Here is a 13,746-nt window from a genome sequence, read left to right on the forward strand (position 1 = left end):
ACCTTTCGCGTCCGGCGGATGCGAGGCAGACTCGCACCATGGTCGATGCTGCCGCGGAAGGGTCCGGCGGCCTCGTCCCCGGCGGTCGCGCGTTCACCGGCCTGGCCGAGGTGACGGAGGCGCTGAACTCCGGCGGCGGCGGCCTTCCGGGCCTGCAGCGCTCGGTCGAGGTGGCGGCCGAGGTCACCGACGCGGCCGGGGCGGCGTTCATCGAATACGCGGCCGACAGCGGTCGCGTGGTCGCGGCCGCCGGCGACCTCGAGTGGGCGCTGGGGCGCCCCATCGACCTCATTCACCCCGCGGTGCGCGCCCTGCTGCAGTTCGGCACGCGGGTCCGGGAGTTCCCGAGCAGCCTCATCGGCACCGCGGGCGGCCAGCAGCTCGACAGCCGGGGCCTGCACCGCGTCATGGCCTCCGAGGTCACCGCCAACGGCACCGGCGCCGGGGTGCTCTTCGTGAGCTACACCGATGCCGACGGGGCCGCCGACGAGCGCCAACGGGCCGCGCTGGGGTTCCTGGCGTCGTTCATCGCGCTGCAGTACGGCCTGGGCCGCGGCCTGCCCGTCTACACCGACGGCCCGGCGGTCACCCCCTCGGCCGAGCCGTTCGCGCTGCTGGACCCCGAGCACCGGGTGCGCTCCTGGAACCCGCCCGCGGCCCTGCTGACCTCCCGGCCCGCCGAGACGGTGCTCGGGGAGCCGTGGCCGTTCCCGCTGCCGGCCGGCGACGCGACGATCGCCCACAAGCTGCCCTCGGGCGTCTGGATCGAGATCCGCACCGCTCGCGTGCCCGGCTCCGAGGACCTCTCGGTGTCGTTCCGGGCTCGCCCGGAGCAGCCGCCCGACGGCCGCGACCTGTTCATCGCGCTCACCGGCCACGAGCTGCGCACGCCGGTGACGGTGATCCGGGGGTACGCCGACACGCTCGTCGACCACTGGGAGTCCCTGCCCGAGGACGCCCGCCGCGAGGCCATCCAGGTCGTCGGGCAGCGCGCCCGCGAGCTCAGCCGGCTCGTGGACCGGCTGCTCAACGCGGTCGGCGACGACGGCTCCGGCGTCGAGTCGACCACCCTGCTGCCCTTCGACCTGGTGGAATCGCTCGCCGCCGCGGTCGAGGAGCTCAACACCGACCAGCGGCGGCACCTGAGCGTGGACGTGCCCGCCGTGCTGCCCAAGACGAGGGGGGACCGGGCGAGCCTCGCCACTGTACTGGCGGAATTGGTGACAAATGCTGGTAAGTACTCCCCGAATTGGGTACAGATCGAGCTGACAGCGGGTGCCGACCCGCAAACGGTCTGGTTTCGTGTGTCCGACCGGGGTATCGGCATCAGGCCGGAGCACGTCGAGCGCGCCTTCGACCGGTTCTGGCAGTTGGAGACCGGCGACCAGCGCACGAGCGGCGGGGTCGGCCTGGGCTTGTACCTGGTTCGCCGGATCGTCGAGCGTCAACATGGATGGGTATCATTGCGACCACGTCGAGGGGGAGGGACCGTCGCCGAGGTGCGGCTGCCCCGAGCTGACGCCGACGGCCCCGGGGAGGCTTGAGAGCGTGTCCACAACCGTCGCGGAACCGCGCGCCTGGTGCGTCGTGGTGCCCCACCACGCCCGCGGCGCCCACGTCGCCCGGCACCGCCTGGCCGACGAGCTGGACGCCCTCGTCCCCGCCGACCGGCTCGACGACGCCATCGCGATCGCCGCGGAGTTGGTCGGCAACGCGGTCCGGCACGCGGCCCCGCTGCCCGGCGACGTCATCCGGGTCGCCTGGCGCCTCCTGGTCGACGGCACCCTGGAGATCCGCGTGACCGACGGCGGCTCGCCCGCCGGCCCGCAGCTGCGCGTGGCCGGCCCCGACTCCATCGACGGCCGCGGCCTGACGATCGTGGCCGCCCTGTCCACCGGCTGGGGCGTCGAGCGCGACGGCCTCGGTCAATGCGTCTGGGCGACCCTCTGACCGTCCGATATGCCGGATTTGTGGGACCTGCGCGGGTGAGTGATGCGCGTGTAGTGGGTGTGTCTGCGCGTCGCGGTGCGTGAAGGCCTAGGCTGGATCGCCGTGAGCAAGCGTGCGAAGACCCCCCGTGGCCGCGCCGGCGGCGAGAAGCGCGAGAAGATCCGCGACGTGTACGTCGGCCGTCCGTTCCAGGGCCTGGCCGACGAGCCCGAGTGGGTCGCCCTGCGAGAGCTGGTGCCGGCCGCCTCGGCCCCGTTGAAGCTGTCGCCCGCGTTCGCCGAGAAGTACGGCGAGCGCCAGGTCACCCTCGCGACCGTCCTGCCGATGGCGTGGCCGGCCATGACCAAGCCCGACGGGCGCGTGTTCATCGGGCTGCAGCGGCACGTGCAGTCCGGCGACGTCTCGCGCGACCTCGCCGTGGCGCTGCAGTGCGGCCTGGAGACCCCGAGCGGCCAGTCCGTCGACATCCCCGCCCTGCCCGGCCTCGGCGACCGCCTCCAGGACGTCATCGAGAACGCCCCGCTCGAGATCACGGTGCACACCGGGTTCGAGTTCTGGCTCGACGACAACGCCGCCGACGACCCCAACGTCCGCGCCTCGCTCGAGCGGGCCAACGCGAGCATCTTCCCCACCGTGAAGCTGGCCGCCGCCCCGGCCACCTACTGGTGCCAGGTCACCGACCGCTCGCACGTGCGCCTGGTGCTCGGCGACGACGAGGACCGCGCCCTGGACGCGCTGTCGCGCCTGTCGGCCGGCGGCGGGCTGCTGCTCGGCGACGACACCAAGTTCGCGGGCATGTTCCGCGCGCACGGGCTCCTCGCCCCGGTGTGGGACCTGCCGCTGGAGACCCCGGCCGAGCACTGGGAGACGCCGGTGGCGCAGTTCGCCAAGCGGTATCAGGAGGCGCTCGCGGTCACCGACCCGCTGACCTCCGCCGAGCGCCGGGCCAAGCAGGGCCTGATCGGGCGCCAGCAGCCCCTCCGTTAGGCCTTACAGCCTCTGATCGCGGTGGATCGGGGCGGACATGCAGCGCGGTCCGCCCCGCCCCGAGCCCAGCTCGGAGCCCGGGATGCGGATGACCTCGATGCCTTGCCGCTCCAGCTGCGCGTTGGTCTCGACGTTGCGCTCGTAGGCCACGCACAGCCGAGGAGCGATCGCGAGCGTGTTGTTGCCGTCGTCCCACTGCTCGCGCTCGGCCGTCACCGGGTCGAGGCCGGTGTCGATCACCCGCAGCGTGTCGATGCCCATCGCGGCGGCCGCGGCGGTGAGGAACGGGGCCGGGCCGGTGCACGACTCGGCCGTGACCGTCCAGGCCCGCAGGCTGGTGGCGACGTTGGGGTACATCACGACGGCGTCGACGTCGACCATGGTGCACACGGTGTCCAGGTGCATCGTGGCGCGCTCCTGGGCGATGGGCACCACCAGGACGGTGTGGGCCAGCCCCGCGGCGAAGCAGCGCCGGGCGAGCCGTTCGGCGCCGGCCGGGCGGGTCCGCTCGCCGACGCCGACCGCCAGCACGCCCGGGGCGAGCAGGAGCACGTCCCCGCCCTCCAGGTGCTCCAGGGACGGGTCGTAGAGCAGTTCCGTGCCGGCGAACCGGGGATGGTGCCGATAGATCGCGTGCGTGAGCGTGGTCTCGCGGCCCCGCGCGTGCATCGCCAGGCTCGTGACCGCCACCCGCGGGCCGATCCACACGGATGAGTCCCGCGTGAACAGCAGGTTGGGCAGCGGGTCGATGACGAACTCGCCCGGCTCCATGAGCGCGTGCACCAGCCCGCCGTCGCGCTTGCCCAGGCCCAGCTCGGCGCGGCTCAGCCCGGCCACCAGCGTGGTGGCCAGCTCCGCGGGCGAAAGGCCGGACAGGTGGGTCGCGACGTGTTCGCGCAGCGTGTCGCCGAGCCGGTAGTCGGCCAGCACCGCGGCGCTCACCTCGGCCCTCGCCGCCTCGATCGTGAGCGCCTCGGCGAGCAGCGTCGCCACGTAGAGCACCTCGACGCCGCGTGCGCGCAATGCGGAGGCGAAGATGTCGTGCTCCTCCTGCGCCCGGCCGACCCACGGAATGCCGTCGAAGAGGAGCGAGTCGTTGTTGCGCGGCGTCAGCCGGGCCAGCTCCGCTCCCGGGCGGTGCAACAGCACCGTGACCAGGCGTCCGACCTCCGTGTCGACACTCATGGGGTCACCCTAACGGTCGATCCGATATCGTCTGGTTGTCGCTATGTGAAATTCATGAAGGGTCGTGAATGCGGCATTCATCCCAGTCACTCCATGTCATTCCGACCACTAGATGATGCCGACTGTGGGGACCCTCACGTACGGTGTTTGGACACACACGCAACCGAAGCGGCGACATCGGAGGTGTGCGACATGACCGACGTCCTGTACCGCGGTCAAGATTCGCAGCCCGAAGGGTTCGAAGAACGCGTCATCGTTGACGCGGGCCGGCCGACCCCCATCGACTGGGTTCGAACTCGGAGGGCAGAGCGCGAGACGCGCCGGGAAGAGGCGGCGCACAGCCGTCAGTACCGCCGGATCGGCTCCCTCATCGGCCACCTTGGCGACGAGTGGCACGTCCTGGACCTCCGCGAGCTCGGCGGGGCCGAGCGCACCGGCTTCCTGGCGGTCGGGCCGGGCGGCGTCTTCGCCGTCACGGTCAAGGACCACGGCCGCAGCCGGGTCGCGTTCGCCGGTGACGTGGTCCAGATCGACGGCAAGCGGCCGCGCTACGTCGAGGAGGCCCGCCGCGAGGCGCGTGCCGCCACGGAGGCGCTGTCCCGCAGTGCCGGGGTCTCGATCCCCGTGATGCCCGTCCTCGCGTTCGCCGGTAGCGGAAAAATCAGCTTCTACGGCGTGCCCAAGGGCTGCCTGGTCACCGCCTACCACGAGCTTCCGCGCGTGCTCAACGCCCGCGGGCAGCGGCTCGCGACGGAGACCGTCGACAAGGTGTTCGACCTGGCCGTGCACCCCGCGACCTGGTTCCAGCCGGGGTACGACGCGGTGGCCGAGGGCTACCGGTGGTACCGCGACGGTGAACAGGTGGGCACTGACAAGCGAGGTCACTCGGAGTAGCCTCTTCGAGGTGGCCGGACGCGATGCGATGAAGATTCACGATCGGGCTTGGTTGCCGGCTGCTCGCATTCGCATGACCGGTGCCTGAGGAGGCGCTGTGCCGCAGCACGTCGAATTCTCCATCTCCGATCTTCCCTCCGCGGAACCCGGCCTGGAGCGCTGGGGCTCGACCGTGGACGGTGCCGCCGAGGCCTGCCTGGTGATCGACGCCGAGCAGGTCGTGGTGGCGATGTCCGCGTCGTTCGAGCAGATGCTCGGCCTCACCGAGTCTCCGGTGAGCCGGCCCCTGCTCGCGGAGGACGGAGTGCTGCGACTGCTCGACTTCGCCGACGGCCAACCGCTGGAGCAGACCGAGGTCGCCCGCATGCCCATAGTGCTGGCGCTGATCTCGGGCCGCCTCGCGCGCGGGCTGATCCGCATCGAGTGCGCCACCGGGCCGTGCACCTTCGACGCCATCGCCACGCCGCTGACCGAGGGCGGCAAGACGGTCGGGTCGCTCACCTTCTTCTCGCTGATCAACTGAGCTCACTGCCGGTTGCGGCGAGGGATCGTCAATACGGAGTTACTGTCGTCACGGACGCCGCCACGGAGCGCGTTCAGACCGTAATCTCTTGTCATGCTGGACCTTGCGCTCCTGCCGGGCGACTACGCGATCTGCCGTCTGCCGGCCGGATCCGCCATGCCCGCCGGGTTCGCCGAGGCCGCGATGTCCGGCGATGCCGTCCTCTCGGTGACGTGGACGCCGGAGGAGGTGTCGATCCTCTGCCCGGCCGACCGGGTGCCCCCGGGCGCGACCGTCGAGACGCCGTGGCGATGCCTCCGGGTGGCCGGACCGGTGCAGCTGGCATTGACGGGCATCCTCGCGTCGATCATCTCGCCGCTGGCGGACGCGCGGGTGAACATCTTCGCCTTCTCGACCTTCGACACCGACTATCTGCTGGTCCCGGCCGTGCGGCTGCACGAGGCGCTGGCCGCACTGGGCGCGGCCGGGCACCGCGTGACCACCTGAGCATCCAGTCAGAGCCGTTGATGCCTTGCGAAGATCGAATCTGACCGGGCCCGCTCCTTCCGGCCCAGCACGGGCCCTCCTACGATGGGCGCATGCGAACCCCGGCGGCCCTGCTGGCGATCGTCGGCCTTGGATGCCTGTTGGCCGGTTGCCGGCACGAGGAGCCCCCGGCCGCGCCCACCGTCAAGCCGAGCCTGCTCAGCCAGCAGCCGCTCGTCCCGGTGCTGCCGCCGACCCCCGAGACCACCACGGCGCCGGCCGACCCCCTCACGTCGCCGAGCTCGAGCCCGAGCCCGACCGGGTTCCCGGAGACGCAGGTGAGCTACTGCAACGGCAGGCCGAGCGGGGCCCAGGTCCTCGCGGCGGTGCGCAAGGCGCGGCCGAACCTGCCCTCCGGCGGCGGCGTGAAGGTGCAGACGGAGCCGGTGTGTGCGGGGGTGTGGCAGTACACCATCCTGAGCGTCACCGACAGCGAGCCCTTGCGGGTGATCACGAAGGGCAGCCCGAGCTCGCTCGCCGTCGTGACCGTCGGCACCGATCCGTGCACGGTCGAGGTGCGCGCGACGGCCCCCATCGCATTCCTCGATGCGGTCGACTGCAACTGACTCGCTCACCGTCGTGACCGTCGGCACCGATCCGTGCACGGTCGAGGTGCGCGCGGCGGCGCCCGTCGCATTCCTCGATGCGGTCGACTGCGACTGACCGGCATTAACTAGGCTGGTCGTATGCCTGGTGTGCCGCCGACGCGGTTCGTGTTCCTGGGTCCGGAGGGCACCTTCTCCGAGCAGGCGCTCAAGACCATTCCGGCCGCCGAGCGCGGCGTGCTGAGCCCCGCCCGCAGCGTCCCCGAGTGCCTCGACGCGCTGCGCAGCGGCGACGCCGACGCGGCGCTCGTGCCGCTGGAGAACTCGATCGGCGGCCAGGTCGGCGTGACGCTCGACGAGCTGGCCGCCGGGGAGCCGCTGGTGATCACCCGCGAGGTGGTCCTGCCGGTGCAGTTCGTGCTCGCGGCCCGGCAGGCCCGCCCGCTGGACGAGATCCGCTCGGTCGCGGCGCACCCGCAGGCCGGGACGCAGTGCCGCGACTGGCTGCGCGCGCACACGCCCAACGCGACCGTGGTCGACGTGCTGTCCAACGCGACGGCGGCGATCGGCGCGGCCGAGGGCGAGTTCGACGCGGCCGTCTGCGCGCAGATCGGGGCCGAGCGCTACCGGCTGCACATCCTGGCCACGGACATTGCCGACAACCCGGACGCGATGACGCGCTTCGCGCTCGTGTCCCGGCCCGGGCCGCCGCCCCCGCCGACCGGGGACGATCTCACGACGCTCGCGGTCTACATCGCCCACGACCGCGTCGGGGCGCTGCTGCAGGTGCTCACCGAGCTGTCGGTCCGGGGCATCAACCTCTCCCGGATCGAGTCGCGCCCGACGGGGGAGCGGCTGGGGCGGTACGTCTTCTTCCTCGACTGCGGCGGGCACGTCGCGGATCTGCAGATGGGGGAGGCGTTGCAGGCGCTGCGGCGGATCTGCGCCGACGTGCGCTTCCTGGGCTCGTATGCGCGGGCCCCGCACAGCGACCCGCCGCCCCGGCCGGCCGCGGGGCTGTCCGACGCCGACTTCGCCGACGCCGCCTCCTGGCTGTCGCGGGTCCGGCTCGGCGAGACTTCCTAGCCCCTCTTGCGCGGTGGCGCCGCGTCCCTCAGGGACGCGGCGCCGCGCGAGGTGCTGTCGCTTTGCGGTGGGTCAGCCGCCGAGGACGTTGCCCAGCAGGCCGCCGCCGCTGCTGGACTGGGCCGGGGCCGGCTTGCCCTCGCTGGGCTGCACGATCACGAAGCCCTGGCCCTGCAGCGCCAGCTGGAAGAGCTCGCCGGAGCCGCCGCGCAGCATCGACTTGAGGCTCTGGTTCTTCTGGATAGTGGTCTGCAGGCTGCTCGACCAGCCCACGACCGCGTCGGTGTCGACGCAGACCGGCGCCTGCGGGGTCACCGGGATCACGAGCGGCGCGCCCTCGGAGACGATGGCGAGCCGGCCCTGGCCGGTGAAGACGCAGTTGAAGAGGCCGCCGCCGAACATCCCGGCGCCGCGGACCATCTGGATGTCGTAGCGCAGCGACGGGTCGAAGCACAGCACGTTGCGGCCGTTGATCGACAGGGCATCGTTGGGCTCGATGTCCAGGATGAAGCAGTCGGCCGCCCCGGAGGCGAACCAGACCTCGCCCTGGCCGCGCACCGCCATGAGGGAGACGCCCTCGCCGGTGACCGCGCGCTTGAGGAAGTTGCCGACGCCCTGGCTCTTGACCTCGAAGCCGAGGTTGCCGCGGAACGCGATCATCGCGCCCTGGCGGGCCAGGACCTCGCCGTTGACGGCGTACTTGACGCACTTGGAGTGCTGCAGACTCATGCCTGCCTGGGTAGGGGCTTGGGCCATGTTCTCGGCCTTGAAGATGTCACCTCGCACGACGGGCAGCGTAGCGAACGACAACGGCCCCGCGACCTGCTGGTCTCGGGGCCGTTATCGAGCTGGTGTCAGTCGCCGAGCAGACCGCCCAGGACCCCGCCCTGCTGCTGCTGGCGCTGGCCCGCGCCGGGCGGGGGCTCCTCGGACGGCTGCACGACCACAAAACCCTGGCCGGCGAAGCTCATCGTGAAGGCCTCGCCGGTGGAGCGGCCGATCAGGGTGCCGAGCCCGATCTGGTCGGCGCGGTGGTAGCCGGTCTGCAGGCTCGCCGACCAGCAGATCGCGGCCTGCGGGTCGACGTAGGTGGGCTGGTCCACGGTGAGCACGACCGGCGTGCCCTTGGTCGTGATCGCGAGCCGGCCGCGGCCGGAGAAGACGCAGTTGAAGAGGCCGGCCGAGGACATCATGCCCATGCCCTGGACCATCTTGATGTCGTACTGCAGCGAGCTCTCGAAGGCGAGCACGTTCGCCCCGTTGATCGAGATCGCGTCGCCCTGGTCGAGGTCGATGAGGTGTACGTCCGCCGCCCGATCGGCGAAGAAGACGTCCCCGCGGCCCGAGACCGACATCAGCGGCACACCCTCGCCGGTCAGCTTGGACTTGAGCCACTTGCCCATGCCGCCCGAGCCGAGCGCCTTGAATTGGACCTGCCCCTGGTAGGCGACCATCGACCCCTGGCGGGCCATGATCTCGCCGTTGAGCTCGGCCTTGAGCAGCTTGGAGTTCTGCAGCCGCAGACCGGGCTGCTGCGACTCCTTCTCCATGTTTTCGGCGGCGAACAGGGCACTGCGCATCGTGAGTAGTCCTCTCCCAGACGTACTTTGAACCGCACAGTGACGGTAGATGGTTGACGCAACCGGGGCCATCCGAAGCCGGGTGTTCCGTCGGCTATCAGTCCCAGCCCAGCGCGTGCAGCCGCTCGTCGGAGATGCCGAAGTGGTGCGCGATCTCGTGCACCACGGTGATCGCGACCTCGTCCACCACGTCGTCCTCATCGTCACAGATGGCGAGGATCGGTTTGCGGAAAATCGAGATCCGGTCCGGCAGCACGCCGGCGTAGTCCCATCCGCGCTCGGTCAGCGCGTGCCCCTCGTAGAGCCCCAGCAGGTCCGGATCCTCCGGGGGCGCGTCGTCGACGACCAGGATCACCACGTTGTCCATGAGATCGAGCAGCTCCTCGGGCACCTCGTCGAGGGCCTCCCCGACGAGTTCCTCGAAGCGCTCCTTGCTCATCTGCACCGGCATGCGAAGAGGGTCCCCGAAAACGGGGACCCTCTCAAGAACGTTTGCGCAAAGGCTCAGACAAGCTGAGCGTCGAGCGTGATCTCGACGGCCGCGAGGGCCTTGGAGATCGGGCAGCCGGCCTTGGCGTCCTGGGCCTGCTTCTCGAACTCGGCGGCGTCGATGCCGGGCACGTCGCCGCGGGTGGTCAGGTCGATCCGGGTGATGGCGAAGCCGCCCTCGACCGCACCGAACTGCACCGCCGCGGACGTCTCGACCGACGTCGGCGTGAAACCAGCCTTGGCGAGGCCGTTGGACAGCGCCATCGAGTAGCACGCGGCGTGCGCGGCCGCCACGAGCTCCTCGGGGTTGGTGCCCTTGCCCTCTTCGAAACGGGACGGGAACGAGTAGTTGCCCTGGAAGGTGCCCGAACCGGTGGAGACCGTGCCGGAGCCGGACCGGAGGTCCCCCTCCCAGCGAGCAGATGAAGTGCGAGTAGGCATGAACCAGACGCTAGCCCATCGCGTGTCCCTCGTGGGACGAGCCCGGCAGACGGATGGGGGTAAAGTCGATGGGACGCAAACTGGTGCGGATCGGCGGGGTGATGGCGCTGTTCGGCCTGGTCGGCGGGGGCGCGTCCATCTTCGTGCCGTGGATGCGGCAGCTGGTCGTGACCGGTTCCGGGCGGCGTGCGGAGTCGCGAGTGGAGAGCGTCACGGTCCTGAACCTGCCGCACGGTCTTTGGTACGTGTTGTTCCTCTGTTCATTGTTCGCGCTGGTCGGCACCGCTGCCATGGGCGTCGACCGGGGACGCAAGCTCGCCGGGGTGGCCGGCCCGATCCTGTCGCTGGTGACCGCGTTCGTGGTCGTGGGCCTCATCACCACCTTCGACGGCAAGGCGCCCGCGGCGGGCCGGGTGACGGACACGGCCGTGGCGGCGGGCGGCTGGCTCGGGCTCGTGTCGCTGCCGCTCATGGGCCTGGCCTGCGGATTGATCGCCATCGGCCGGGCCGGCGCCCTGTCGAGGCTGCCATCGGACACCTCCGGCCCTTACGATGCGGGGCATGCCTGAGCAGCCCAGCTCCATGCCGGAGATCCTCGCGCCCGTGCCCGCGGACCCGCCGAGGGCGACCGCCGCGGCACCGGCCGAGGAACGGGAGCGGCACCGGCCGAACGTGTTCGCGCTCGGGCTGCTCGCGGTCGGGTTCGGGCTGGCGATCTCGGCGCAGTACATGCCCTGGGGGTCGTTCACGCTCGGCTCCCGGTCGGGCACGACGGACGAGGAGTTCGTGCTCGCGCCGGACTCGACGGTGCAGCGGTCGGTCGACGTGCCGCTGACGTACCTCAGCGCCGCCCACGTCACCGTCTACCTCCTCACGCTCGCCGGCGCCCTGACCGCGCTGGCCGTGGTCCTGGCGGTGCGCGGCGCCGGGGTGCGCCGGGTGGCGGCCGCGGTCGCCGGCGGTCTGCTCGCCGCGAACCTGCTGGTGCTGGTCGGGTTCAAGACGGTCATCGACCACATGGGCAGCTCCGACTTCTCGTTCCTGCTCGTGGCCAACCCGCAGACGAAGACCGGGCCCGGGTACCCGCTGGCCTTCGCCGCCCTCGTCCTGCTCGCCGCGGCGCTCGTGCTCGCGGTGCGGCCGGTGTCGCTGGGGTCCCGCCGCGGTGCCGACGAGCCTCAGAGCGGCGAGCCGCTGGAGCTCACGGTGACGCCCGTGCCGACGACGTTCCAGTAAGCGTTCGGTCTCGCGGTGTCGGTCGGGGAGAGCTCACGGTGACCCCCGTGCCAACGACGTTCCAGTAAGCGTTCGGTCTCGCGGTGTCAGTCGGGGAGAGCTCACGGTGACCCCCGTACCGACGACGTTCCAGTAAACGTTCGGTCGAGTTTTATTCGCAGCCTGTCACCGGTCGGGATCCGAGAGGTACGGTTGCTGCCCCGCTCAAGCGGAAGGAGCAGCAACAATGCGCGGTTCGAGCCTTCCCAAGCTGATCGCGACCGACCTCGACGGCACCCTGGTGCGCAGCGACGAGACGGTCAGCCCATACACGCGCGAGGTCCTCGAGCGAGCCAGAGCGGCCGGCATCCACGTGGTCGGCGCGACGGGCCGCGGCCCGCGGCTCACCGAGCTCGTGCGCCACGACATCCCGGCCGCGGACTTCCTGGTCATGGGCGGCGGCAGCCGGGTGCTGGACGTGCGCGACCCCGAGCACCCGGTCATCCTGCGCGACGAGCGCCTCGACGGCGAGGTGCTCGCCGACGTGCTGGGCCGCCTCGAGCGGGAGCTCGGCACGCTGTCGGTGCTCGTCGAGGCCGGCGACCACCACGAGGCTCCGCTGTGGGGCGACACCGACCCGAACTGGCGCTACGACGCCGTCGAGGCCCGGGTGCGCGCCGAGTGCCTGACCGGCCCGGTGATCAAGGGCTTCGCGCGTCACCCCGCGTGCGACGTCGACGACCTGCTCGCCACCGCGCAGCGGCTCATCCCGCCCGACATGGCCACGGTGACGCAGGCCGGCCTCGGGTACATCGAGATCTGCCCGCCCGGCGTCGACAAGGCCACGGGGCTCATGATCGTGGCCGCCGCGCTCGGCATCGACCCCGGCGACGTGCTCGTCTTCGGCGACATGCCCAACGACATCCCGATGTTCCGGTGGGCCGGGTTCGGCCGGGTCGCCGTCGGCAACGCCCACCCCCAGCTGCGCGCGATCGCCGACGAGACCACGCTCACCAACGACGAGGACGGCGTGGCGAAGTACCTCGACGCCATGTTGAAGCTGTGAGACGGGCCGAGACGGACTCCGGCGGCGCGCGACCCCGGACGCGGCCAAGACGGCCGACATCCAGCGCCTGGCGTGGCTGTGAGCGGTGAAGGCCGGTTCCGGCGGAGAGCGATTGCCGACGAGACGACGCTCACCGTGGACGGCCTCGCGCCCCGTCGTGACGCTATGTTGAACTCGTGAGACTGGTCGCGACGGATCTCGACGGAACGCTGGTTCGCCACGACCGCACGGTGAGCCCGCGCACGGTCGCGGTCTTCCGGCGCCTGCACGACTCCGGCGTCGCGATCGTCCTCGTGACAGGGCGCCCGATCCGCTGGATCTTCCCCGTGTACTCCCAGCTGAGCGTCCCCGCCCTCGCCATCTGCGCCAACGGCGCCGCGACCTACGACCCGGCCACCGACACCATCGTGCACAGCGAGCCGCTCGAGGCCGACGTCCTGGCCGAGGCCTGCGCGCGGCTGCGGGCCGAGGTGCCCGGGGTGGTCTTCGCCGTCGAGCGCGACGGGGGCCGGCAGATGCGCCACGAGCCCGGCTTCCCGGTCGGCCCGTGGGAGGCCGATCACGAGTCCGTCGGGCCGTGCACTCCCGAGGAGCTGCTGACCCGCCCGGCCGCGAAGCTGCTGGTCCGCGCCGGGGTGCAGTCGCCCGACGAGTTCACGGCCCGGGTCGGCGCATGCCTGGCCGGCCTCGCGGAGGCGACGAACTCGTCGTCGAGCGGGATGGTGGAGGTCTCGGCCGCGGGGGTGACGAAGGCCTCGGCGCTCGCGCTGGTGGCCCGGACGCACTCGGTGGAGGCGGCGGACGTGATCGCGTTCGGCGACATGCCCAACGACCTGCCGATGCTGACGTGGGCCGGCCGCGGCGTGGCGATGGCGAACGGCCACCCGATGGTGCGGGCGGCGGCCTCGGACGTGACGAAGCACAGCAACGAGGACGACGGCGTCGCCGAATACCTCGAGCGCGTCTTCAGCTTCTGAACCGCGCCCTAGGAGCCCTCTCGCACGGAGCGCGGCGGCGGGCTCAGCGCTCGCGGCTTCCGACCGCCGTGTATGCGCATCTTCAAGCCCCACCGGCACCCGACCAAATCCGCCGGCCGCTCTCCCCAGCTGCCTTCCGACGGCCTTCGAGCGGCCACGACGCCGGCTCCCGGATCTGCTCGATCAGTGCTCCGCGTGCCGTGAATTCGGGCCTATGCCGCGCATACCCCGTCAGGCGATAAGTCCGATATGTCGGGGCGCGAAGCGCCCGACATATCGCGCC

General features: G+C 71.5%; 17 protein-coding genes. 12 read left to right on the forward strand and 5 right to left on the reverse strand.

Annotation, left to right across the window (positions count from 1 at the left end; genetic code table 11):
• Positions 1–38 precede the first annotated feature (38 nt).
• The 3 genes from AC6JBM_RS44575 (at position 39) to AC6JBM_RS44585 (ending at position 2,937) form a co-directional block, all read left to right on the forward strand.
• Entirely contained in the window at positions 39–1,544 is a 1,506-nt protein-coding gene (locus tag AC6JBM_RS44575) for a sensor histidine kinase (protein WP_497979738.1), read from the forward strand.
• Between the two features lie 4 nt (positions 1,545–1,548).
• Positions 1,549–1,950, forward strand: a complete 402-nt coding sequence (locus tag AC6JBM_RS44580) for an ATP-binding protein (protein ID WP_350613876.1) — start codon at positions 1,549–1,551, stop codon at positions 1,948–1,950.
• 102 nt (positions 1,951–2,052) lie between these two features.
• Positions 2,053–2,937 carry a DUF5926 family protein gene (locus AC6JBM_RS44585; RefSeq protein WP_497979739.1) on the forward strand — a complete coding sequence of 295 codons (885 nt, stop codon included), beginning with the start codon at positions 2,053–2,055 and terminating at the stop codon, positions 2,935–2,937.
• A 3-nt stretch (positions 2,938–2,940) separates the two neighbouring features.
• On the opposite strand, the gene AC6JBM_RS44590 is transcribed toward AC6JBM_RS44585, so the two are convergent.
• The gene (locus AC6JBM_RS44590; RefSeq protein WP_497979740.1) at positions 2,941–4,122 is read right to left on the reverse strand and encodes an arginine deiminase; all 1,182 of its coding nucleotides are present in this window, start codon (positions 4,120–4,122) and stop codon (positions 2,941–2,943) included.
• Between the two features lie 192 nt (positions 4,123–4,314).
• Here AC6JBM_RS44590 and AC6JBM_RS44595 point away from each other — a divergent pair, with 192 nt between their 5' ends.
• The 5 genes from AC6JBM_RS44595 to pheA all read left to right on the forward strand — a co-directional run bounded on the left by AC6JBM_RS44595 (position 4,315) and on the right by pheA (position 7,695).
• Positions 4,315–5,016: a hypothetical protein gene (locus AC6JBM_RS44595; RefSeq protein WP_497979741.1), complete on the forward strand. Its 702-nt coding sequence runs from the start codon at positions 4,315–4,317 to the stop codon at positions 5,014–5,016.
• A 97-nt stretch (positions 5,017–5,113) separates the two neighbouring features.
• Complete coding sequence (locus AC6JBM_RS44600; RefSeq protein WP_497979742.1) at positions 5,114–5,539, forward strand: hypothetical protein; 426 nt, start codon at positions 5,114–5,116, stop codon at positions 5,537–5,539.
• 93 nt (positions 5,540–5,632) lie between these two features.
• Positions 5,633–6,025, forward strand: a complete 393-nt coding sequence (locus tag AC6JBM_RS44605) for an ACT domain-containing protein (protein WP_497979743.1) — start codon at positions 5,633–5,635, stop codon at positions 6,023–6,025.
• A 92-nt stretch (positions 6,026–6,117) separates the two neighbouring features.
• A complete protein-coding gene (locus AC6JBM_RS44610; protein WP_497979744.1) occupies positions 6,118–6,630 on the forward strand; it encodes a hypothetical protein in 513 nt (170 codons plus the stop codon).
• Between the two features lie 120 nt (positions 6,631–6,750).
• The gene (gene pheA, locus AC6JBM_RS44615) at positions 6,751–7,695 is read left to right on the forward strand and encodes a prephenate dehydratase (protein ID WP_497979745.1); all 945 of its coding nucleotides are present in this window, start codon (positions 6,751–6,753) and stop codon (positions 7,693–7,695) included.
• Between the two features lie 72 nt (positions 7,696–7,767).
• Here the strand turns inward: pheA and AC6JBM_RS44620 are convergent, their stop codons facing one another.
• The 4 genes from AC6JBM_RS44620 to AC6JBM_RS44635 form a co-directional block, all read right to left on the reverse strand.
• Complete coding sequence (locus AC6JBM_RS44620; protein WP_350613864.1) at positions 7,768–8,424, reverse strand: AIM24 family protein; 657 nt, start codon at positions 8,422–8,424, stop codon at positions 7,768–7,770.
• A gap of 125 nt (positions 8,425–8,549) precedes the next feature.
• Positions 8,550–9,275: an AIM24 family protein gene (locus tag AC6JBM_RS44625; RefSeq protein ID WP_497979746.1), complete on the reverse strand. Its 726-nt coding sequence runs from the start codon at positions 9,273–9,275 to the stop codon at positions 8,550–8,552.
• A 97-nt stretch (positions 9,276–9,372) separates the two neighbouring features.
• On the reverse strand, positions 9,373–9,720 hold the full coding sequence (locus AC6JBM_RS44630; RefSeq protein ID WP_350614045.1) for a metallopeptidase family protein: 348 nt from the start codon (positions 9,718–9,720) through the stop codon (positions 9,373–9,375).
• Positions 9,721–9,779: 59 nt separating this feature from the next.
• Positions 9,780–10,205, reverse strand: a complete 426-nt coding sequence (locus tag AC6JBM_RS44635; RefSeq protein ID WP_350613861.1) for an OsmC family protein — start codon at positions 10,203–10,205, stop codon at positions 9,780–9,782.
• A gap of 83 nt (positions 10,206–10,288) precedes the next feature.
• Between AC6JBM_RS44635 and AC6JBM_RS44640 the strand changes: the two genes are divergently transcribed.
• The 4 genes from AC6JBM_RS44640 to AC6JBM_RS44655 all read left to right on the forward strand — a co-directional run bounded on the left by AC6JBM_RS44640 (position 10,289) and on the right by AC6JBM_RS44655 (position 13,463).
• Positions 10,289–10,774 (forward strand): hypothetical protein, encoded by a 486-nt coding sequence (locus AC6JBM_RS44640; RefSeq protein WP_497979747.1) that lies wholly within the window; start codon positions 10,289–10,291, stop codon positions 10,772–10,774.
• Positions 10,767–11,441, forward strand: coding sequence for a hypothetical protein (locus AC6JBM_RS44645; protein WP_497979748.1), 675 nt, complete (start codon positions 10,767–10,769; stop codon positions 11,439–11,441). The genes AC6JBM_RS44640 and AC6JBM_RS44645 overlap by 8 nt, the downstream gene beginning before the upstream one ends.
• Positions 11,442–11,667: 226 nt before the next feature.
• Positions 11,668–12,486, forward strand: a complete 819-nt coding sequence (locus tag AC6JBM_RS44650) for a Cof-type HAD-IIB family hydrolase (protein ID WP_497979749.1) — start codon at positions 11,668–11,670, stop codon at positions 12,484–12,486.
• A 176-nt stretch (positions 12,487–12,662) separates the two neighbouring features.
• Positions 12,663–13,463, forward strand: a complete 801-nt coding sequence (locus AC6JBM_RS44655; protein WP_497979750.1) for an HAD family hydrolase — start codon at positions 12,663–12,665, stop codon at positions 13,461–13,463.
• Positions 13,464–13,746 lie beyond the last annotated feature (283 nt).

Source organism: Dactylosporangium thailandense (assembly GCF_059739745.1).